Below are 22,418 nucleotides of genomic sequence, written 5' to 3'. Positions count from 1 at the left end.
TCCATGAAAAAACACACCCAGCTGTTGAGTGCATTAGCGTTAAGTGTCGGGTTAACTCTCTCGGCGCCATTCCCAGCCGCAGCGTCGATTCCCGGCCAGGTTCCCGGTCAGGCTGCGCTCCCCAGCCTCGCCCCGATGCTGGAGAAAGTGTTACCTGCCGTGGTGAGCGTAAGGGTCGAAGGCACCGCCGCTCAGGGGCAGAAAGTCCCGGAAGAGTTCAAAAAGTTTTTTGGTGATGAACTTCCCGATCAACCTGCACAACCTTTTGAAGGGCTGGGTTCCGGGGTCATCATTGATGCCGCCAAAGGCTACGTCCTGACCAATAATCACGTCATCAACCAGGCGCAAAAAATCAGCGTCCAGCTTAACGATGGCCGTGAGTTCGACGCTAAGCTTATCGGCAGCGACGACCAGAGCGATATCGCTCTGCTGCAAATTCAACACCCCAGCAACCTGACGCAAATTGCCATTGCCGACTCCGACAAACTCCGCGTCGGTGATTTCGCGGTGGCCGTGGGTAACCCGTTTGGTTTGGGGCAAACGGCCACCTCCGGCATCGTATCGGCTTTGGGTCGCAGCGGGTTGAACCTGGAAGGTCTGGAAAACTTTATTCAGACCGACGCCTCCATCAACCGGGGTAACTCCGGCGGCGCGTTGCTAAACCTCAATGGTGAGCTGATTGGCATTAACACCGCGATTCTGGCCCCCGGCGGCGGTAGCATCGGTATTGGTTTTGCGATCCCGAGCAATATGGCACGCACGCTGGCGCAGCAACTGATGCAGTTTGGTGAAATCAAACGTGGTCTGCTGGGAATTAAAGGCACCGAAATGACCGCCGATATCGCCAAAGCGTTCAAACTGGACGTGCAGCGCGGCGCGTTTGTCAGCGAGGTTCTGCCTAACTCTGGCTCCGCAAAAGCAGGTGTGAAGTCTGGTGACGTCATTACCAGCCTCAACGGCAAACCGCTCAACAGCTTCGCCGAACTGCGTTCACGCATAGCGACAACCGAACCAGGGACCAAAGTCAAACTGGGCCTGCTGCGTAACGGTAAACCGCTGGAGGTTGAAGTAACCCTGGATACCAGTACATCATCGTCCGCCAGCGCGGAGATGATTGCTCCTGCGTTGCAAGGGGCTACGCTCAGTGACGGTCAGCTTAAAGACGGCACCAAAGGCATCAAAATTGATAACGTTGAAAAAAGTAGCCCAGCCGCGCAGGCCGGTCTGCATAAAGATGACGTTATCATTGGCGTTAACCGCGATCGTGTAAACTCGATCGCCGAAATGCGTAAAGTGCTGGAAACGAAACCGTCGATCATTGCTCTGCAGGTAGTGCGCGGTAACGAGAGTATTTACCTGCTCCTGCGTTAACGCATGCAACCGGACATCAGCCCCCCGTGTGATGTCCGGTAAACTCGTGATATGCTGCTGCCGTTCCCTTTATTAATGACGCCGCCATCATGTTTGTGAAGCTTTTACGTTCGGTCGCGATTGGTTTAATCGTCGGCGCTATTCTGCTGGCCGCGATGCCCTCTCTGCGAAAAATAAATACGCTTACCGCGCCACAGTTCGACAGTGCAGATGAAACGCCCGCCAGCTATAACCCGGCGGTTCGCCGTGCAGCGCCTGCCGTCGTTAACGTTTATAACCGTAGTATGAACAGCACAGCGCATAACCAGCTTGAGATCCGCACACTCGGCTCAGGCGTTATCATGGATCAGCGCGGCTATATCATTACCAATAAGCACGTCATTAATGATGCCGACCAAATCATCGTCGCGTTGCAGGATGGGCGTGTATTCGAAGCGCTGCTAGTGGGTTCTGATACATTAACCGATCTTGCGGTGCTGAAAATCAACGCGACTGGCGGACTGCCGACAATTCCAATTAATAACAAACGCGTGCCGCACATCGGCGATGTCGTCCTCGCCATTGGTAACCCGTACAACCTTGGGCAAACCATCACTCAGGGGATTATCAGCGCCACCGGTCGTATTGGCCTGAACCCGACTGGACGGCAAAACTTCCTGCAAACGGATGCCTCCATCAACCACGGCAACTCCGGCGGCGCGCTGGTCAACTCGCTGGGCGAGTTAATGGGTATTAACACGCTGTCATTTGATAAGAGCAACGATGGCGAAACCCCGGAAGGGATCGGCTTTGCTATTCCGTTTCAGTTGGCAACCAAAATCATGGATAAGCTGATTCGTGACGGGCGCGTGATTCGTGGCTACATCGGCATCAGCGGTCGCGAAATTGCGCCACTGCACGCCCAGGGCGGCGGGATGGATCAAATTCAGGGGATTGTGGTTAACGAAGTGGCTCCAGACGGTCCGGCTGCGCAGGCAGGAATTCAGGTTAACGATCTGATTATTTCGGTCAATAACAAACCGGCGGTATCTGCGCTGGAGACCATGGACCAGGTGGCAGAGATTCGCCCAGGTTCTGTTATCTCTGTTGTCGTGATGCGTGATGACAAGCAGTTGACGCTGCAGGTAACGATTCAGGAATACCCGGCTACAAACTAAATCACAAACGAAATGATGTAAAAAAACCGGAGATAGCTCCGGTTTTTTTATGCGTCAAATTCGCGATATTTGTAGGACGGATAAAGCGTTAAACACCGCCATCCTGCCTACATAAAGGCGTTATTTAACGAACTCTTCACCCAGGGTGATATCTTTCTTCAGCGTATCCAGCATACCTTCCAGCGAGCTCTGCTCAAATGCGCTCAGCTTGCCGATAGACTGGCGTTCTTCTACGCCGTTTTTACCCAACAGCAGCGGCTGAGAGAAGAAGCGAGCATACTGGCCGTCGCCTTCAACGTAAGCACATTCAACCACGCCTTTTTCGCCGCTCAGCGCGCGAACCAGTGACAGGCCGAAACGTGCTGCAGCCTGACCCATAGACAGGGTTGCAGATCCGCCACCGGCTTTAGCTTCCACAACTTCAGTACCCGCATTCTGGATACGTTTGGTCAGGTCAGCCGCTTCTTGCTCACTGAAGCTCACGCCAGGGATTTGTGACAGCAGCGGGAGAATGGTCACGCCAGAGTGGCCGCCAATAACCGGGACTTCAACGTCACCAGGCTGCTTGCCTTTCAGTTCCGCAACAAAGGTGTTGGAGCGGATGATGTCCAGCGTGGTCACGCCAAACAGTTTGTTCTTATCGTATACGCCTGCTTTTTTCAGCACTTCTGCAGCGATAGCAACGGTCGTGTTCACCGGGTTGGTGATGATACCGATACATGCTTTCGGGCAGGTTTTAGCAACCTGCTGCACCAGGTTCTTCACGATACCGGCGTTAACGTTGAACAGGTCGGAACGATCCATACCCGGTTTACGTGCGACACCCGCAGAGATCAGTACCACATCAGCACCTTCCAGTGCAGGGGTAGCGTCTTCGCCGCTGAAGCCTTTGATTTTCACAGCAGTAGGGATATGGCTCAAATCAACGGCCACGCCAGGCGTTACTGGAGCGATGTCGTACAGGGAGAGTTCTGAACCTGAAGGCAGTTGGGTTTTTAACAGTAATGCTAGCGCCTGACCGATACCACCAGCAGCGCCGAGGACTGCAACTTTCATCCTAAACTCCTTATTATATTGATAAGCAAAGTGTCTATTGCTCCGCGGCGGCGACCTTAATTCACAAATCCAACGAATACAACAACCACGCGTCAAGAATGCGTAGTCACGCAAATTTGGCTTTTATGCATTTAACTTACGTAAAATAAAACCTAAGTTACGTAATTCAAAACCACCCGCACAGTAGAGCAACTTTCCAACAGGTGCTGACAATATACCCTACCCACCTCTCAAAACAACATCAATTTGATAACATTTAATTTACTTTTAACCTTATTTGCGAGCCGTGACACAGGCATGTTTCTTGATAACGAAATTTGATAAAATTCCGCTCTTTCATAACATTATTTCAGCCTTGAACAAGGCAGACTGTTTGCATAAAAATTCATCTGTATGCACAATAATGTTGTTTCTACCGCCATATTACGGGTGACTTATGCGAAGCTCGGCAAAACAAGAAGAATTAGTAAAGGCGTTTAAAGCGCTACTTAAAGAAGAAAAGTTCAGCTCTCAGGGCGAAATCGTCCTCGCGTTGCAGGATCAGGGCTTTGATAATATCAATCAGTCCAAGGTTTCTCGCATGCTGACCAAGTTCGGCGCCGTGCGTACCCGCAATGCGAAAATGGAAATGGTGTACTGCCTGCCGGCAGAGTTAGGGGTACCTACAACATCCAGTCCACTGAAAAATCTGGTATTGGATATCGATTACAACGATGCAGTTGTGGTTATTCATACCAGCCCTGGTGCTGCTCAGTTGATTGCACGTCTGCTGGACTCATTAGGTAAAGCGGAAGGTATTCTGGGTACAATTGCCGGTGACGATACCATCTTCACCACCCCAGCTAAGGGTTTTACGGTAAAAGATTTGTACGAAGCCATTCTGGAACTGTTTGAACAAGAGCTGTAATACTTCCTCCCCGTCGCCTCGCGGCGGGGGAAAAACCTCTGTATCCACCCTCCTCCCTCTATTATCCACTGTCATTGATTTAACAAATGGTGCGTTTAACCGTCAAAAGTCATTCACATAGCGAATATGAAGAGTTAAAAACGCACATTTTGCAAAAATTCATATCTCAATGATTTAATTGAATTTATTATAAAATTGATGTTTAAAACCCTATTTTTAATTCTGTTTGGTTATAAAAAATATTTTTCTTAATACTTAATCCCCATAGAAACAATTAGCGTGGTATTAATTTATCGAGTGATTAGTGTATACTTGATTTTGTGATGAGGGTCACGAAACGCAGACCCCAATAAAAGAATTCGACGAGGTAAATATCATGAAAATCAAAACAACTATTGCAACCTTAAGCCTTCTTTCTGTTCTCTCTTTCGGTGCAAGCGCCGCAGTGACTCAGGTGAACTCACAAGAAGCACAGAACCTGCAATCCATGGGCAGCATCTCCGTATCTCAGATCGGTAGCTCACCAATGGACATGCGTCAGGCCATCGCCGCTAAAGCTGAAAAAGCGGGTGCCAGCAGCTATCGCGTCACTGAACTCCGTGAAGGCGCTCACTGGCACGCGACTGCAGAACTCTACAAATAAACCCTCGTCGTCTAGTCCGACGACTTGCCCCCGCCTGCCGGGGGCTTTTTTATGCCTTACATTGAGTGACGAACGTTAAAGCGCAGCTGTCCTTCCAGCTCTTCTTCCGCTTCATCGAACAGTAAAATCAGCGCGCCGTATCGCCTGCGTAGCTTGTCCGGCAAATGAACAAATTCAATCTCCAGCGGCAGCGGTAAAACGTCCCCGATAACCACCTCCCACAGAGAATCTAAATCAACCACCTTTTCCCGGGCGAGACCGAACGCGCGCGTAAACTCACGGTAGAAATCCCCCTGGTCTTCTATCTCGTCAAAATCAAATGTATAGATGTTCATCTATAGCCACCATCCCGACGCCAGTCACTCTACAGACCATCAATATGCAGGAACCTCCTGCATTTTCAGGTAAGTATAGCCATAAAAAAACCGACACCTTTAGCGTCGGTTTCCAACTCTTAATTACTGGTCAGCGCATGCTGGTATTTGTGCAGCATCCCGCTAAGTCGTTTTACCGGCTCGGTCACCTGCGGTGGCGCTTGCCAGATGATTAATTTCTCCTGATAAATCTCAAGCTCTTCCAGCAGCTGGCTAAAGTAGCGTCGGCGCTTGTCGTCGTTTCCTGCGGAAATCACGTGATCCGCAGTGCGACGAAGCTGGCGATGGAACGTGGATAGATCCTCGTTTACCGGTATCGGCGCATCGCGCAGGCGCTGATGCGCAATGATCATCGTCAGCGCCAGGCGAAACTTCGCCAGGTCGCCGGGAAATTTGTTCATCAGCAAAAACAGCTGCTGATAAAGCGCCGGGAGATGGTTTTCTTTACGACGTACCACGTTGGTGGTCATCGCTGAAACCGCCGCCGAAACAAACTGGTTGAGCAACACGCGACCCGTTCTGTCACGAGAGTTATCGCGCACCAACAGAATGACGATAAATGCCAGCACGCAGCCAACAATCTGCCCCAGCGCACTGTCAAGGAACTGGCTAAAGTGGAAGGTCATCGGGTTATCCAGCACGATGATATTAATAGTGCTGGCCAGCGCCCCCATTGATCCCAGCCGTCGTTTCTGTACCTCTATACCCAGAAAGAACCCCAGCACCGCCAGGCTCATGCACAGTAACAACATGCTTTGTTGCGTATTGGGGATAATCACCAGGAAATAGAGCGCCCCGAGCGGTAACGCCGCCAACGTACCGTAAATAAAGTCTATCGCCACCATGCGCGGGTTGGGCAAACGCATTGCCAGCGAAGTGACAACCGCAATCATCACCATTGCGCCGCTGCCGGAGGTCCATCCGGTCCACAGCCAGAATAAAGTTCCCAGCACACAAGAAAGCGTGGTGCGCCAGAAGTTGACCATCGCATGATGGCGCTCGGCAGACTCCACCTTCACCACTGGCTCACCTTGCAGGATCTCTTCTTCCGTGGCGCTAATTTTGGTATTACTCAGTACACCGCGTTTGAGCAACAGGTAGCGCGTAGCGGCGCCTGCCCAACTATATATCGTGATCGGCGTTTCGCGTTCGCCGGTCCAGACAATCACCCGCCGCATCCGCTTCAACTGTTTATGAACATCCTGCACCGTTTCAACCGGCATATTGAACAACTCGCGGAAGGTATCAGTGATCAGTTCGGGTCGAGTGTTCTGAATAAGATAGGTTTCGCAGGACTGCGTGATGAGCGTGAGTGACAGCGTGTTCAATGCTTTGAGCCTGCGGTTAGCCCGCCCCCAACGTGAGGACTCCATATTCAGGTTACTTCGCATGCCTTCCAGCGCCGCCGTACGCCGGACTAAATCGCCCCAGGCTTTGTCCACTTCTTCACTGTCACCATGCTTAATGCACAGCTGCATAAGCTGATACTGCGCCACCAGCAGGCTATCCAGTTCGACATCAATCTCCTGTTTCACCGAACGGGGCGAAAAGAGCAGATCGGCCACAATAGCACAGACAATCCCCATCACTATTTCACTACAGCGTTCGAGCGCAAATTGCGGCGTCAGCAGCGGTTCAGCCTGGATGGTAATGACGATGATCAGCGCCGTATAGCCCGAAAGTCCCCAGGCATAGGAGTTTTCGATCTTCACAAGCGACGAGATCCAGGTACAAAAACCGGCCCAGATACAACACACCAGGATCATCAATAACGGGGCGCGGATCATGCTGATGATAATGATCAGTGCAGCAATACAGCCGATAAATGTCCCAACAATACGCAGCATGCCGCGATAGCGTATAGCACCAGAATAGGGCTCTCCGCCAGCGGCAAAGGCCGGGCCAGCCGCCACAATGGCGGCGGTCAGCACTGCCCAGCGCGGGGTCTCAAGTTGGAAGTGAAAGCCAACGAACAGCGCCAGTACAATCGCGCACGCCAGTTTTACCGCAAAGCGGATATGCTGGTTGGCAATAGAGAAAATGCCCATCACGATTAGCCAAACTCGCGCAGGCGGTGCGCCATTTTACGGAAGAAGGATTCCCGGCTTGCATCGCGATCCTGCTTGCCGGTAATGACGACGGTAGCCGTAGTCCCCGCAGGCCACAGGGTTCCCTGCTGCTCATCAAGACGAATTCGCACCGGTACACGCTGCGCCAGACGCACCCATTCAAGATTGGAATCAATGGTCGCCATACCCTTTGCGTCCCGCGTGCTGCTGGCATTCGTTACACCAGCCGCCACGCTATCAACGGTGCCCTTCAGCACATGATTACTGCCCAGCGGGGTGATCTCTGCGCGATACCCAGGGCGGACGCCTTCCAGCTTGGTTTCTTCCATATAGGCCAGCACATAAAAAGAATGCTGTTTGACCAATGCCACCGCCGTAGAGCCGCGAGTAATAAATTCGCCGCTGTAGACGTTCAGGTTAGTCACCCAGCCATCTGCTGGCGCGCGAATGACGGTACGTTCCAGATCTAATTTCGCCAGGTCGCGGGTCGCCTGCGCTTTCGCAAGCTGGTGTAATACGGTTTGCAGGACATTGTTTGACTGGTCGATCTCTTCACGAGACATAGCCTGCACGCCCAGCCGGTTACGACGGCTGGCCTCCTGGCGTTTTTCCTGTGATAACACCTGATAGTAGGCGACGTCTGCTTCCGCTTCTTCGAGCGCTTTTTTATAGCGCGGCTGATCGATGGTAAACAGAACCTGGTCTTTCTTCACCAGTTGATTATCATGAACGTTGACGTTAGTGATAAGCCCGGCGACATCCGGGGCTATTGCCACAACATCGGCGCTGAAGCGTGCATCACGCGTCCACGGCGACTCGGTGTAGAACACCCATGCGCGGAAAATGGCGATGAAGGCCAGAATGACCAGTACGAGAGTCGTGGCCGTACGGGAGAGTTTTCTTGTTAGTGTTTTCACTTCAACCTCAAACGAACAGGCGCGTTATTAAATAGAACAGGCAGCAATACAGCGCGGTGTTAAACAGAGCCGGGTGCCAGACAAAATCATAGATGCCAGTTGGAACCAGTACCCGGCGCACCAGCCAGAAAATCGCCAGTGACAAAAGTAATTCGAAAAAAATCGGTGGGAAGGACAGACCAAACACCACGATAACGGGAAACAGACTCATGTTGACCTTGGTAGCTTAAGAGAGTGCAGGTGATAGATTTTCTAGCGTATGTCACCGCAGAGAAGGGCAAGGATGAGCCAGGCGAGAGCGACATAGCTGTTATTTGAATAATAATATATTAACGTAACTGTTATGCTGTTATCTATATTATGTGATCTAAATCACTTTTAAGTCAGAGTGAACAATGGAACGATTAAAACGTATGTCGGTGTTTGCCAAAGTTGTCGAACTGGGCTCCTTCACCGCCGCCGCAAGACAGCTACAAATGAGCGTTTCATCGATAAGCCAGACGGTCTCTAAACTGGAAGATGAGCTACAGGTCAAGCTGCTAAACCGCAGCACACGCAGCATTGGGCTAACCGAAGCCGGTAAAATTTATTATCAGGGTTGCCGCCGGATGCTGCACGAAGCACAGGATGTTCACGAACAGCTTTATGCCTTTAACAACACGCCCATCGGCACCTTGCGCATTGGCTGTTCTTCAACCATGGCACAAAATGTCCTCGCCGGGTTGACCGCAACGATGCTGAAAGAGTATCCAGGATTGACGGTAAATCTGGTAACAGGCATCCCGGCACCGGATTTAATCGCCGACGGTCTGGACGTGGTTATTCGCGTCGGCGCGTTGCAGGACTCCAGCCTGTTTTCACGTCGCCTGGGAACCATGCCGATGGTGGTCTGCGCCGCTAAAAGCTATCTCGCGCAGTTTGGCGTGCCGGAAAAACCCGCCGATCTCAGCAACCACTCGTGGCTGGAATACAGCGTGCGCCCGGATAATGAATTCGAACTTATCGCTCCGGAGGGGATCTCTACCCGCCTGATCCCGGAGGGGCGCTTCGTGACTAACGATCCGATGACGCTGGTGCGCTGGCTGGCCGCAGGCGCGGGCATTGCCTATGTGCCGCTGATGTGGGTGATCAATGAGATCAATCGTGGTGAAGTGGAGATCCTGCTGCCCCGCTACCAGTCGGATCCACGTCCGGTCTATGCGCTGTATACCGAAAAAGACAAACTACCGCTCAAGGTCCAGGTGGTGATTAACTATCTGACGGATTATTTTGTCGATGTGGCGCAGCTGTTTCAGGGGATGTACGGCCGGGGCAAAGAGAAATAAAAAAGCCCGGTAGCGCTTTGCTTACCGGGCCTACACTCAGTGCCAATGCACATTCCAGGCCGGATACGCTGAGTGCTATCCGGCGACCGGGTCGTTACGCGGTACCACCTACGGTCAAGTTATCCACCTTCAGCGTCGGCTGGCCCACGCCCACCGGCAAGCTCTGTCCTTCTTTGCCGCAAACGCCAACCCCGTTATCCAGTTTCAGGTCGTTACCCACCATCGAAATCTGCTGCATCGCTTCGATACCGGAGCCAATCAGCGTTGCGCCTTTCACCGGTTTGGTCACTTTACCGTTTTCAATCAGATACGCTTCGGACGTCGAGAATACAAATTTCCCGGAGGTGATATCCACCTGACCGCCGCCAAAGTTAGGCGCATAAATACCGTATTCAACGGATTCGATGATTTCCTGCGGCGTGGATTTCCCCGGCAGCATATAGGTGTTGGTCATACGCGGCATCGGCAGGTGCGCGTAAGATTCACGGCGACCGTTACCCGTTGGCGCTACGCCCATCAGGCGCGCATTCAGTTTGTCCTGCATGTAGCCTTTCAGAATGCCGTTTTCGATCAGCACGTTGTACTGACCCGGTGTCCCTTCGTCATCGATAGCCACGGAACCACGACGGTCCGCCATTGTGCCATCATCCACAACGGTACACAGTTCTGACGCCACCAGTTCACCCATGTGACCGCTGAATACCGAGGTGCCACGGCGGTTAAAATCACCTTCCAGACCATGACCGACCGCTTCATGCAGCAGAACACCAGGCCAGCCAGCGCCGAGTACCACCGGCAGCGTACCAGCAGGCGCTGCTACCGCGGACAGATTGACTAACGCCATGCGTACGGCCTCTTTCGCCCACGCGTCGGCACGGACTTCACCATCAAGGTCGCCAAGGAAATAGTCATAGCCAAAACGACCGCCGCCACCGCTGGCGCCGCGCTCACGCTTACCGTCCTCTTCGACCTGTACGCTTACGGACAAACGTACCAGCGGGCGGACGTCAGCGGCCAGCGTACCGTCAGTCGCGGCCACCAGGATCAGTTCATAAACACCGGTCAGGCTGGCGGTCACTTCCTGGACGCGTTTGTCGGCGGCACGGGCCACGTTGTCTACGCGCCGCAGGATATCGAGTTTTTCTTCACGGCTCATGCTCTGCAACGGATCAACCGAGGTGTAAAGCGCCTGATGCTCCACGGCCCCCAGCGTTTTTACTTTGCCGTCACCGTTGTCACGCACGATAGTACGCGCGGCATGAGCGCTTTGTTCCAGCGCCAACAGGCTAATCTGGTCTGCATAGGCAAACCCTGTTTTCTCGCCGCTGATGGCGCGCACGCCAACGCCCTGATCGATATTGTAAGAACCATCTTTAATGATGCGGTCTTCTAAAACCCAGGATTCGTGATAGCTCGACTGAAAATAGAGATCGCCGTAATCAAGACGGCGTTCGGCCAGTTGGCCCAGGATGGCAAACAGATCCTGATGTTTCAGGCCATTTGCCGCTAGCAATTGTTCACTTACCAGGTTCAGACTCATCGTTTTGATTACTCATTTAATTCTGCCGGATAGCGGAAAAAACGCCTTATCCGGCCTACGTTGTTAGGCTGCTGTAGGCCGGATAAGCGCTGCGCCATCCGGCAATACTATGTACTGAGATTGGGGCAATTACTCGCCCCCGTCAAATCATTGCTGGCTTTCTTTGCGCGGCTGACGCAGAACTTCGTTAATTTGCGGCTTATCGACCGGACCGGTGATGCGATAGCGCAGAATTGAGACTTTGCTCCACAGCGGCCCCAGCACCTTACTGGCGGCAAACACCGCCGCACCAACAATCGGGTTGACGGCAAACGCGGCGGCAACCCCTACGGTGGCAGAAATTTCTGGTGCGACGATGGCTTCCATGTCCAGATCCCGGCGTACCAGGTTCACTGAACCTTTCATCGCAATGTCGGCTTCCAGACCGTCCACCAGCGTGTCGTCGGTATGCATCACGCCATCTTTGATCCACGCCGTGCTGCGAATCGAGTCGAAATAGAAGCCTTCGCTGAAGGTGTCGCTAAAATCAAAGCGCAGTTTACGCAGTAACGCATCGAAGCTTAGCAGACGTAACAGTTGCCCCGCATGTCCGGTACTGAGTTCGGTAAGTTCGCCTTTGCCCAGCCGGGTACGCAAAATACCATTCAGCGAGGCTACATCAGGATCCCACGGCGGATTACGCCAATGCAGATCATACTCCACGTTGAATGAAGAATTGCGAATCGGCGTTGATACGCCAAAGAAACCGGCTGCGGAGTCAATTTTATTGCCGCTCAGTTTACCCTTCAGCGACGTTCGCTCCTTGCCCGGCGCATTCACCCACACGCCGTCGGTGGTCAGTCTGGCAAAACCCGTATCCAACAGACCGTTACTCAAGGTGAGCGTGTCGCCTTTAATCGCTACATCGGCGTCAATGCGCCCGTATTTCTGTCCCCACATCCAGCACTCGGCACAGCGCAGCTGAAGGTCCGGCCAGCCACGGAAGCTGACGTTGTCGATGGCTGAGAACGGCGAGGCTGGCGTACTATTTTGTGACGGTTTTGCCGCGCTTGGGTTGTAATAAAGATACTTAATATTGGCCAGCCACGGCGCATTATTGCGCATAGCCAGCGTGGCGTTAATTTCACGGCCCTGCGCCTGCACGGTGGAGCCATTGCTCGCAGGCTCAGAAACGATACTCAAATTATTCCACTGTTGACCGCCCAGGGATAACGATGGCGTACGCACCGTGATGCGCTGCGGGAAGTTAGCGTTGCTGCCCACGTTATCCACAGCGCCTTTCTGGAATAACGCCAGCCATTGCGCGCCATCCATAGGGGGAAGATTAAGCTCTATGCCTTGTTGATCGGGTAACGCTGGCACGGTGCGGCTTTCCGACGCCCAGATTGCGCGGTCAAGCGTCAGTTTCTGATTCAGCAGCCAGCGGCTATTAAAATGATTCTTGCTGCCAGCGTTGCCGGTCAGATCAAAGCTGCGCAGATTGCCGTTGGCCTTAACGTTCACCGGCAACGCCTCACCGGCCGCCTTATTCAGCGGAGAAGGTAAGTGACTACTTACATTCTTGAGGTCGCCCTTTAACTCAACGTTGTAGGTCGGCCCAGCATGATACGGAAGATCGATTCCTACCTTGCCATTCCACGCTATGCTGCCGTTCAACGCGTCGTTGACCTGCGCCGGTAAAATCCCCATGCGGCTTGGCTGCCAGTCACCTTGCAGATTCACGGCTACCTGATAGGCTTTCGCCCCTTCGGTCGTGGAAAAGTCGACGTTCAGCGGCTGATTAAACCAGTTCGCGGTCATCGGCTCACTCTTCAGATCACCGTTGATAAAGCTGAATTTACCATTCAAATTCTTCAGCGTGCTGTCGAGCGGTTTAATAAACAGGCTGTTATTACGCAGGTTGACGTCACCTTTGGCGGTAACCAGCGAGCCGTCTAACGGAATATCAAGATGTAAGCGAGCATTCACATCGCCGTCAATCTGCAACTGCTCAAGCGTAGCGCCGAGTGAATCCTTCAATGGCGTCTTATCAAAATAAGGTCCGACCGCCTTGCCCGGCCCGTTGATGTCGGCATCAATCAGCAGTTTTTCTTTTGCATAGTCGGGGATGTTAGCCGTCAGATTACTGGCCTTCACACCGCCCAGATTAACGCTATCGGTCTTCATCCACAGACCGTCGTTAATGAAGTTCAGTTCAATATTAAGGTCAGTCAGCGCGGGCCAGTCGGGCTGGAAAGCAAACTTCGCATTGCGAAGCGGCACCAGTACCTGGAACTGCCCTTCATTGTGTAGATACGGGAACAGATGCGGGTCGCCGCCATACACCAACGTGGCGTTATCCGCTTCGCCGCCCTGAATAGCGCCGCTGAGGTAATCAACCAGCTCTTTGCCCATCAGGTTTTCCGGGAAGTAACGCCAGGCCTGAGAGCCATCGTCGGTGCTGATACCTGCCAGAATGCCCAACCATGGCTCATCATTGGCGGGTTGCAGATAGCGAAAACCACCGCGTGCGCGTACCGCTTTCGCTTTAACATCAATGTTGCGCCCATCTAACTGGAAACCTTTATCATTCTTCAGCCAGCTTAGCGTCGCTACGCCGTCCTCTATCTCCAGCGGTGCGCGAAAGACGGTTTCATACGGCATTTTAGCTTGCTTCATGGAAGCAGTGAGCGCCCCGTTTTCAACGCTGCCCGCAAGCGTACCGGAGAAATGCTCTGCCCCTGGCAGCAGCTTCCACTGTTTCCAGGCCAGATTGGTCCACGAGGACTGGAAGCGGGTTTTTTCTGTTGCCTGTAACGGGATATCCAGCGCCAGCACATCTATTTTGCCGCTCGGCTGCGTGGCCCGCCAGATATCACCCAGCGCAGGCGATAACTTGGCCGCCATCGGACGCAGCCCTTCTAACCCGGCCAGCTCCAGATTGCTGGCGCGGATGCGTAGCTCGTCGCTGCGTTTGTTATTCTCGCCGCCGACTTCCTGTTCAGGGATCCAGGCCAGCGCTAACGCCCCGCTTGGCCAGGGTTTATCATCCATCGTGATACGGGTATCGGGAATGGAGAATTGCCAGCCCGACTGCTCGCGGCTGATGTGCGCCGTCAGGTTATCGACGGAGAGCGTGTGCGTACGACTCTCTCCCAGCCAACTTGCCCCACCTTTTTTCAGCCAGACATCGCCGCCGGAAACGACACCTTTTCTGATCGTCATCCATGCTTCCAGGCTAAAACGCGCGGTTTGCAACGCGACATTATCCTGCATCCATTTACCCAGCCACGGCTTGACGTCAATATCGTCGGCCTGCAACCAGACCCGACCGTTATTCAACAGCCCGTTGTCATCACGCAGATCCATTCGCACCTGCATAACACCGTGCTGCCCAGTCAAACTGGAGAGACTGACCTGGCCTTCAGCGCGATGTCGGTTTTTACCGTTAAGCCAGGTAAGCTGTGGGATCGCCAGTTCTGCACGCTGGCCTGAGAGGGTTAAAAAGCTAATCTGGCTGTCGCGTAGATCGAAATGATCAAACTGACGCAGGAAGAGATCGCTCAGGTGGCCGGCTTCAATTCCATCACCGCTTTCGCTGCGCTGGATGGGGGTGTTGGTACGCAGCTGCAACTGCCAGAAGGTGAGATCGCGAAACTGCCAGCGCATGTGCAGCAAGCTTTGCCAGACATCCAGCGCTAATGTAACGCGCTTTACCGAAAATTCACCGCCATCTTTAAGCTGCGCATGGATATCACGCGCTTCAAGAGTAGGGCCGAAATTTTGCCAGCTAGCGGAAAGTTGGCTGGCGGAGACGGGCAGACCGGTGGCGGATTCAATCTTGCCAAGGATGGCCGGACGCCAGCTATCAAGATGAGGCAGCGCAAGGCGCAGCCCACTGACCAGCAGCGCTGCGATGACAACGAATGCGGCTCCAGTGAGCAGTAATATCCCCGGCAATCGCCTCACGCGCCTCTCCTTGTCTACCAAAAAATGTGACTCACAAAACCGTCTTGCCGGATGGCGGCGTGAACGCCTTCTCCGGCCTGCAAGGTATCGCCATTGGGCGTTTACCAGGCCAGATTACATCATGACAACGTCGAACTGCTCCTGGTTATACAGCGGTTCGACTTGTACTTTAACCTGTTTGCCGACAAAGATTTCCACTTCTGCCAACGCATGTGACTCTTCACCCTTCAGGGTTTCAGCCACTGCCGGAGATGCATAAACCAGGAAACGATCGGAGTCATATGCATGGTGTACCCGCACGATTTCGCGCATGATTTCATAGCATACAGTTTCCACGGTTTTCACCGTACCGCGCCCATGACAGGTCGGACACTCGTTGCACAACACATGCTCCACGCTTTCACGCGTGCGTTTGCGCGTCATCTCCACCAGGCCCAACTGTGAAAAACCGTTGATGCTGGTTTTTACGCGATCCTTGCTCAGCGCCTGTTCCAGAGAGTGCAGTACCCGTCGACGGTGGTCTTCATTATTCATGTCGATAAAATCGATAATGATAATGCCGCCGAGGTTACGCAGACGCAGCTGACGAGCAATGGCCTGCGTTGCTTCAATATTAGTATTAAAGATAGTGTCGTCGAGATTACGATGCCCAACAAACGCTCCGGTATTGATATCGACGGTGGTCATTGCTTCAGTTTGATCGATGATCAGATAGCCGCCGGATTTCAGTTCAACCTTGCGTTCCAGCGCGCGCTGGATTTCATTCTCAACGTCAAAGAGATCAAAAATGGGCTGGCGCCCGCTGTAATGTTCCAGCTTGCTGGTCATTTCGGGGATATATTCCGCTGTGAACTCCAGCAACGCTTCATAAGTCAGACGAGAGTCAACGCGGATCCGGTCAAGCTGGGCATCAGCAAAATCACGCAACACGCGCTGCGCCAGCGCCAGTTCACCGTACATCTGGTAGCGCGTTTGCGGGCGTTTTTTACGCTCCATGACTTTAGTCCAGACGCGCTTCAGGTAGGCAGCATCCGAGGCCAGATCCTCCTCGCAGACGCCTTCCGCCGCTGTGCGAATGATGAATCCGCCCTGTTCATCGCAGTAATCCGCCACCACTTTTTTCAGGCGTTCGCGTTCGGTTTCGCTTTCGATACGTTGGGAAACGCCAACGTGCGAAGCACCCGGCATAAAGACGAGGTAACGGGAAGGAAGCGTGATGTCCGTCGTCAGGCGTGCGCCCTTCGTACCCAACGGATCTTTTACCACCTGCACCATCAGATCCTGGCCCTGGCGAACCAGTTCAGAAATGTCGCGCACGGTGAACTGTTTTTGTTCTTCACCCGCCACGCATTCGGTGTGCGGCATGATGTCTGAAGCGTGAAGAAATGCGGCTTTATCCAGTCCAATATCTACAAAAGCCGCCTGCATACCCGGAAGTACACGACTTACACGACCTTTGTAGATATTGCCTACGATTCCGCGTCGCGCCTCACGTTCAATATGAATTTCCTGCAGAATACCGCCATCAATGTAAGCCACCCGAGTTTCCGATGGCGTTACGTTTACCAACAATTCAGCCGTCATGTTTATCCCTTTTCTCACGCAGTGCGTTAAAATTGGTCAGCAACTCATACGTTTCTACCAGCGGTAAGCCGACTACGGCGTGATAGCTGCCATTGATCTTCCTGACAAAACAGCCACCCAACCCTTGAATACCGTATGCACCTGCTTTATCCATTGGTTCACCGCTGGCAACATAGCCCGCGATGTCCTCATCGGTTAGTGCTCTGAACGTCACTTCCGTCACCACCAGACAGTCCAGACTGTGCCGGCGGTCGGCCAATGCCACGGCGGTCATGACCTGATGCGTTTTGCCCGACAGTTTGCGCAGCATTACTGCGGCATGGGCGGCGTCGTGTGGTTTTTCCAGCACTTCGCCATTAAGGATAACAATGGTATCTGCACCCAATACAGGCAAATCACGCTGCGCCAGCGCCACGCCAGCCTGCGCTTTTTCGCGTGCCAGACGCGAAACATACTGCTGTGCGCTCTCCTGCGGGTGTCGCTGTTCTTCAATCCCAGGCACCAGCCGTTCAAAGGTAACACCAAGCTGAGCGAGCAGCTCCTGACGACGTGGAGAACCTGAAGCAAGATACAGAGTATTCATATCAACCTTATTGCACCGCAAACTGCTGACGGACTTTACGCATCAGTAAGAATAGCCATGGCCAAAGCACACCATTCACTACACTACTCCAGAACACTTCGGGTCTGAAAGAGACATTGATCACTAAAAACTCGGCCCAGAAAACAATAATATCCACGACCAGTGATAACAACATGACCACCAGCGCCTGTTGCCAGAGCGCGAGGTTACGGAATAGCTGGAATTTCAGCGCGACCAGATAAGCAATGATACTCATCGACAATGCGCGCACGCCAAGCGTGGAGCCGCTGATGAGATCCAGTATGGCACCCACCACAAACCCCGTGCCCACATTTACGCGATGCGGCAGCGCCAGGATCCAGTACAACAAGATGAGCAGTACCCAGTTTGGCCGGAAAACCAGAATATCGTCCGGCCAGGGCATGATTTGCAGCAACAGTGCAATAAGGAACGAGAGCCAAATCACCCAACGTCCCTGGCTACGATAGCTTGCCACTTACTGTCCTCCCGGCTTACGCGGAGCAGGTTGTGGCGGCGTGGTGTCCGCAGGCGCTGGAGTCACGCCTGTTGCGGGAGCTGGCACTGGCGCAGGCGGCCCCATGGCATCTGGTGCAGGCAGAACTTGCGGCATCATTTGCATCAGACGTTCATTGGCAACGCGGTGCACTTCCTCTGGCGTCATCGGATTTGCGCCGTTACGATCGGCGCCCCACAACAGCAGCAGATAACGCAGACGCTGCAGACCTGCGGTCGGGCGTGCCTGAATCACGGTATAAGCGCGCTGAGTGTCCAGCTTAACGGAAGAAACAACACCAACCGGATAGCCTTCAGGGAAACGTCCCCCCAGACCCGAGGTAACCAGCACATCGCCAACGCGAATGTCGGTGTTGGCCGGCAGGTGTTCGAGCTGAAGATCGTCGGTGCAGCCGTTACCGGCAGCGATCACGCGGATATCGTTACGCAGTACCTGAATGGGCAGAGCATGCGTCGCATCGCAAATCAGCAGCACGCGGCTGGTCAGTTTAGCCACCGCTACGACCTGACCCACAACGCCTTTGTCGCTAATAACCGGCTGACCTTCGTAGACCCCGTTAACGCTCCCTTTGTCGATCACCACCTGATCGCTGTAAGGGTCATTAACCGTCGAGATGACCTGCGTCACCATCTTTTGTTCGTCCTGACGCAGCGGCGATCCCAGCAGCTCACGCAAACGCGCGTTCTCCTGTTTATATTGCCCCAGCATCAGCAGCTCGCTGTTTTTCAGCAGCAGTTCCTGACGCAACGCCCGATTTTCAAGTTCGAGTTGGTCACGCGAAGCCAGCGTTTGCGAAACGCCGTCGAGTAATTCACGAGGACCATTTGAGATAAAGTAGAAAGGACTGACGGCGGTATCCATGTACGTTCGGATTTGACTAAACGTACCCAGGCGGCTGTCGGCAATAATAACGCCGAGCGCCACCAGCACCGCCAGAATAAGGCGAATCTGTAGCGACGGGCCACGGCTAAAAATTGGCTTCATAGTCTATGCGTATTCTCGTATCAGAGCGGAAGGGCAACCCGCGGGCTACCCTACCTGCATCCGATTACTCTTCGCTGAACAGGTCGCCGCCGTGCATATCGATCATTTCCAGCGCCTTGCCGCCACCGCGCGCCACGCAGGTCAGCGGATCTTCAGCAACAACAACTGGAATACCGGTTTCTTCCATTAACAGACGGTCAAGGTTACGCAGCAGAGCACCGCCACCGGTCAGTACCATGCCGCGTTCGGAGATGTCAGACGCCAGTTCTGGCGGACACTGTTCCAGTGCAACCATCACCGCGCTCACGATACCGGTCAGCGGTTCCTGCAGGGCTTCCAGAATCTCGTTGGAGTTCAGGGTAAAGCCGCGTGGAACACCTTCTGCCAGGTTACGGCCGCGAACTTCGATCTCGCGCACTTCGTCGCCCGGATAAGCGGAACCGATTTCGTGTTTAATACGTTCTGCGGTGGCTTCACCGATCAGAGAACCGTAGTTACGACGAACATAATTAATGATGGCTTCGTCGAAGCGGTCACCGCCAATACGTACAGAAGAGGAGTAAACCACGCCGTTCAGGGAGATAACGGCAACTTCAGTTGTACCACCACCGATATCCACAACCATAGAACCGGTTGCTTCAGAAACTGGCAGACCCGCCCCGATCGCAGCCGCCATCGGCTCTTCGATCAGGAATACTTCACGGGCGCCTGCGCCCTGAGCGGATTCACGGATCGCGCGGCGTTCAACCTGAGTTGCTCCAACCGGTACACATACCAGTACGCGCGGGCTTGGGCGCATGAAGCTATTGCTGTGCACTTGTTTGATAAAGTGCTGGAGCATTTTTTCAGTCACGAAGAAGTCAGCGATAACGCCGTCTTTCATTGGGCGAATGGCGGCGATATTGCCCGGTGTACGACCCAGCATCTGCTTCGCGTCATGGCCCACTGCGGCTACGCTTTTTGGCGAGCCGGCACGATCCTGACGAATGGCCACAACAGAAGGCTCATTCAATACGATGCCTTGTCCTTTTACATAAATAAGGGTATTCGCGGTACCCAGGTCAATGGACAGGTCATTGGAAAACATGCCACGAAATTTTTTCAACATACTAAGGGATAATCCTGAAAGCTGGGGCGGAAAACAAAATCCGCTTACTTTACCAACCACACGCAGCAGCGACAAGGCGCAAAAATCATCTGCTACGGTGAAAATTAGTGCAGTTCGTTTCCTTTGTTACAAAATCGGCCTGAGTCCATCAGGGCTGAATAAATCAGCAGCACTCCTCGCTTTTGTTTGCAACCTGTCAAAGGTCATTCACCTGCATGTTTGCTGTTACAACCTGGCGAGCAGACAAGCACACCCCCAGAAGGCACAGCGCGCGTTATTCTACGTGAAAACGAATTAAACGGCAGGTTAAACCGAGTATCTTTGCGAATATTTTTTCACGTTAGTGTCAAGTGGCTGTGATGCAGCAAAAAAATCCCCTTGCCCACCCGCAACTCCGCGTTCCGTCAGCGTATGCCACTCGCTACGCGAACGAACGCCCGTGGCGTAAACCTGCGTTGGTGTTCCAGAACAAGCCTCCACCAGGCTTTGCACCAGGAGCTGGTTTTCGGTTCGCTTATCAATATTCCTCACCAGGCTTGGATGCAGCTTCAATAACTCAACGTTAAGCTCTTTGATCCAACTGGTGCTCACCAGCGTTAAACCCGCCTGCGTAACGGCAATTCGCACACCCAGCGCATTCATCAATCTGATGACGGGCTGTAACCGGCTGATGTGTTGACAGACATCTGCCTCAGCAAGTTCAATAATTATGCGTTTGCGTAATGATTTTTCGCACTGCATCAGCGTATCACGTAGCCAGCGCTGAAAACGTGGGCGAATTAGCGATTCAACCGTTGTCTGCATCGCCAGGTTTTCCTGCGGCCAGTAGCCCAACAGTAAGATCAGACGGCTGATTTGCAGACGGTCATATTCTTCAGCCAGGCCAAACTGCAGGACCATCGGCATATATTCCGCCGAAATAACCTCTTCGCTGCCATCAAAAATACGGCACATCAGCTCCCGGTGGTGCACCCGTCCTTCACGGGTTACCGCAGGCTTTTGATAAATTCTGGGTCCACCCCGGCTGAGCATTTGTTCGATCAGCGTTCGCCAGCGTACGTTACCCCGACCTTTTTCCGGTAGTGAGTCATCATAGACCGACCAACTGTTCCCACCCTGCAATACCGAGTTGCGCGTGGCGGCTTCGGCGTGATCCATCACTTGTTCCGTCGACTGACCGCTGCGGCAAACACAAATGCCAATATGAACCATATCGGCACGGTCGATCATTTTATTAGCCGGAAGCGCATCTACCGCTTTTAATAATTGCCCGGCAATACTTTCCGCCTCTTTCAGCGTGCGGTGTGGCAACAGGATGGCAAAATCGCTACGGTGGTAGCGCGCCAGCAACGCGCCCGGATAGCGCGTCATAAAAGTCGACAACAAATTGATTAGCGTTGAAATTTGTTCTTCCGCAAGGGTAATTCCCCAGCTATCGCGCAGCAGTGTAAAGTCCGGCAGGCGTACCATCATCACGACGCCATGCGATCCCACTTTTTCCTGATCTTCCAGCAGCGTTGCCAGTTGGTTATCAAAAAACAGGCGGTTGCTTAGCCCGGTTTTTGTATCCTGCGCCACATAGGAACGAATCAGCGTATCCAGTCGGCTACGTTGCTCGCGGGCACTTTGAATTTCGGTCAGCAGCATATCGAGCGCGCTACTGGTACGCGCAGGCCATTCATAGACCGTCCCCCGCACGTTCGGTCCACGTTCGCCGTTAAGAATGCGCGTTGAACGAATCTCCAGCAACTCTTGACCTGAAAGCTGACGCTGAAGCCAACGCACAGACAAAAAGAGCATCAGTATAATGAAAGCAATCGCCAACGTGAGCGGCGCGGTAGTCATCAGCGAATGGAAATAGTTGCCCATGGGATCCTGATAAACCAGACGCAGCGACATGCCCGGGTGTTTGACCAACGGGACGGTGACATCACGATACAGATTGTTCGTCCCCGCCGGGCGGTAGCTGCTGGTTCGGGAGTGGTCATACACCACGTGTTCGCCCTGAAGCAGTTCGACGCGCACGATATCAACCGAAACCATCAGTTCATCGATTTGCGGGGTTAGCGCAACGACATCGCGGGAGACAAGGTGCGTATCAATCGCTGTCGCCACCGCCTGAACACGGGTGGTGAACTTATATTGAATCGCGTTATAGAAACTCAGCGAGCAACCGATCAGAGTTACGAAGATCGTTAACCCTGTAAGCAGCGTCACAAAAGCTGAAAATTTCGTCGTTAATCGCATCCTTGTGTTAACTCCGACAGTTATGAAACAGGCATGAAAGTGATAAAGCGGCGCGAAAATGCAAAACTGA

At 53.2% G+C, this 22,418-nt stretch carries 18 protein-coding genes; 5 read left to right on the top strand and 13 right to left on the bottom strand.

Going from position 1 to position 22,418, the window contains the following annotated elements:
* Positions 1–3: 3 nt before the first annotated feature.
* Both degQ and degS read left to right on the top strand, forming a co-directional pair.
* On the top strand, positions 4–1,371 hold the full coding sequence (gene degQ / locus N0B36_RS16165; protein WP_016154708.1) for a serine endoprotease DegQ: 1,368 nt from the start codon (positions 4–6) through the stop codon (positions 1,369–1,371).
* A gap of 89 nt (positions 1,372–1,460) precedes the next feature.
* Positions 1,461–2,528 (top strand): outer membrane-stress sensor serine endopeptidase DegS, encoded by a 1,068-nt coding sequence (gene degS / locus N0B36_RS16160; protein ID WP_003025154.1) that lies wholly within the window; start codon positions 1,461–1,463, stop codon positions 2,526–2,528.
* A 120-nt stretch (positions 2,529–2,648) separates the two neighbouring features.
* On the opposite strand, the gene mdh is transcribed toward degS, so the two are convergent.
* The gene (gene mdh / locus N0B36_RS16155) at positions 2,649–3,584 is read right to left on the bottom strand and encodes a malate dehydrogenase (protein ID WP_259688633.1); all 936 of its coding nucleotides are present in this window, start codon (positions 3,582–3,584) and stop codon (positions 2,649–2,651) included.
* Positions 3,585–4,020: 436 nt separating this feature from the next.
* On the opposite strand from mdh, the gene argR reads away from it, so the two are divergent.
* Both argR and yhcN read left to right on the top strand, forming a co-directional pair.
* Entirely contained in the window at positions 4,021–4,491 is a 471-nt protein-coding gene (argR, locus tag N0B36_RS16150) for a transcriptional regulator ArgR (RefSeq protein ID WP_003025162.1), read from the top strand.
* A gap of 376 nt (positions 4,492–4,867) precedes the next feature.
* Positions 4,868–5,134, top strand: a complete 267-nt coding sequence (gene yhcN, locus N0B36_RS16145; RefSeq protein WP_003025165.1) for a peroxide/acid stress response protein YhcN — start codon at positions 4,868–4,870, stop codon at positions 5,132–5,134.
* 56 nt (positions 5,135–5,190) lie between these two features.
* Here the strand turns inward: yhcN and N0B36_RS16140 are convergent, their stop codons facing one another.
* The 4 genes from N0B36_RS16140 to aaeX all read right to left on the bottom strand — a co-directional run bounded on the left by N0B36_RS16140 (position 5,191) and on the right by aaeX (position 8,705).
* Positions 5,191–5,469, bottom strand: a complete 279-nt coding sequence (locus N0B36_RS16140; protein ID WP_016154709.1) for a barnase inhibitor — start codon at positions 5,467–5,469, stop codon at positions 5,191–5,193.
* A 119-nt stretch (positions 5,470–5,588) separates the two neighbouring features.
* A complete protein-coding gene (gene aaeB, locus N0B36_RS16135; RefSeq protein WP_259688632.1) occupies positions 5,589–7,556 on the bottom strand; it encodes a p-hydroxybenzoic acid efflux pump subunit AaeB in 1,968 nt (655 codons plus the stop codon).
* Positions 7,557–7,561: 5 nt separating this feature from the next.
* Positions 7,562–8,494 (bottom strand): p-hydroxybenzoic acid efflux pump subunit AaeA, encoded by a 933-nt coding sequence (gene aaeA / locus N0B36_RS16130; RefSeq protein ID WP_016154711.1) that lies wholly within the window; start codon positions 8,492–8,494, stop codon positions 7,562–7,564.
* A gap of 7 nt (positions 8,495–8,501) precedes the next feature.
* Complete coding sequence (gene aaeX / locus N0B36_RS16125) at positions 8,502–8,705, bottom strand: p-hydroxybenzoic acid efflux pump operon protein AaeX (protein ID WP_003025177.1); 204 nt, start codon at positions 8,703–8,705, stop codon at positions 8,502–8,504.
* A 184-nt stretch (positions 8,706–8,889) separates the two neighbouring features.
* Here aaeX and aaeR point away from each other — a divergent pair, with 184 nt between their 5' ends.
* Positions 8,890–9,819 carry an HTH-type transcriptional activator AaeR gene (aaeR, locus tag N0B36_RS16120; protein ID WP_016157586.1) on the top strand — a complete coding sequence of 310 codons (930 nt, stop codon included), beginning with the start codon at positions 8,890–8,892 and terminating at the stop codon, positions 9,817–9,819.
* Between the two features lie 94 nt (positions 9,820–9,913).
* Here aaeR and tldD read toward each other — a convergent pair whose 3' ends face one another.
* The 8 genes from tldD to csrD all read right to left on the bottom strand — a co-directional run bounded on the left by tldD (position 9,914) and on the right by csrD (position 22,348).
* Positions 9,914–11,359 (bottom strand): metalloprotease TldD, encoded by a 1,446-nt coding sequence (gene tldD / locus N0B36_RS16115; RefSeq protein WP_016154713.1) that lies wholly within the window; start codon positions 11,357–11,359, stop codon positions 9,914–9,916.
* Between the two features lie 147 nt (positions 11,360–11,506).
* The gene (yhdP, locus tag N0B36_RS16110) at positions 11,507–15,307 is read right to left on the bottom strand and encodes an AsmA2 domain-containing protein YhdP (RefSeq protein WP_259688631.1); all 3,801 of its coding nucleotides are present in this window, start codon (positions 15,305–15,307) and stop codon (positions 11,507–11,509) included.
* A 114-nt stretch (positions 15,308–15,421) separates the two neighbouring features.
* Entirely contained in the window at positions 15,422–16,891 is a 1,470-nt protein-coding gene (rng, locus tag N0B36_RS16105) for a ribonuclease G (RefSeq protein ID WP_003828822.1), read from the bottom strand.
* Complete coding sequence (locus tag N0B36_RS16100; RefSeq protein ID WP_016157589.1) at positions 16,881–17,474, bottom strand: nucleoside triphosphate pyrophosphatase; 594 nt, start codon at positions 17,472–17,474, stop codon at positions 16,881–16,883. Before N0B36_RS16100 ends, rng begins: the two co-directional genes overlap by 11 nt.
* Positions 17,475–17,481: 7 nt before the next feature.
* On the bottom strand, positions 17,482–17,970 hold the full coding sequence (gene mreD, locus N0B36_RS16095) for a rod shape-determining protein MreD (RefSeq protein ID WP_047499764.1): 489 nt from the start codon (positions 17,968–17,970) through the stop codon (positions 17,482–17,484).
* Positions 17,971–18,993, bottom strand: a complete 1,023-nt coding sequence (mreC, locus tag N0B36_RS16090) for a rod shape-determining protein MreC (RefSeq protein WP_047499766.1) — start codon at positions 18,991–18,993, stop codon at positions 17,971–17,973.
* A gap of 64 nt (positions 18,994–19,057) precedes the next feature.
* Positions 19,058–20,101 carry a rod shape-determining protein MreB gene (mreB, locus tag N0B36_RS16085; protein ID WP_000913396.1) on the bottom strand — a complete coding sequence of 348 codons (1,044 nt, stop codon included), beginning with the start codon at positions 20,099–20,101 and terminating at the stop codon, positions 19,058–19,060.
* A 306-nt stretch (positions 20,102–20,407) separates the two neighbouring features.
* On the bottom strand, positions 20,408–22,348 hold the full coding sequence (gene csrD, locus N0B36_RS16080) for an RNase E specificity factor CsrD (protein ID WP_016154717.1): 1,941 nt from the start codon (positions 22,346–22,348) through the stop codon (positions 20,408–20,410).
* Positions 22,349–22,418: the final 70 nt, after the last annotated feature.

Source organism: Citrobacter sp. XY323, from assembly GCF_025106035.1.
Taxonomy (GTDB): domain Bacteria; phylum Pseudomonadota; class Gammaproteobacteria; order Enterobacterales; family Enterobacteriaceae; genus Citrobacter; species Citrobacter braakii.
The sequence above is the reverse complement of the archived record's forward strand: the minus strand, read 5'-3'. Positions and strand labels throughout refer to the sequence as shown.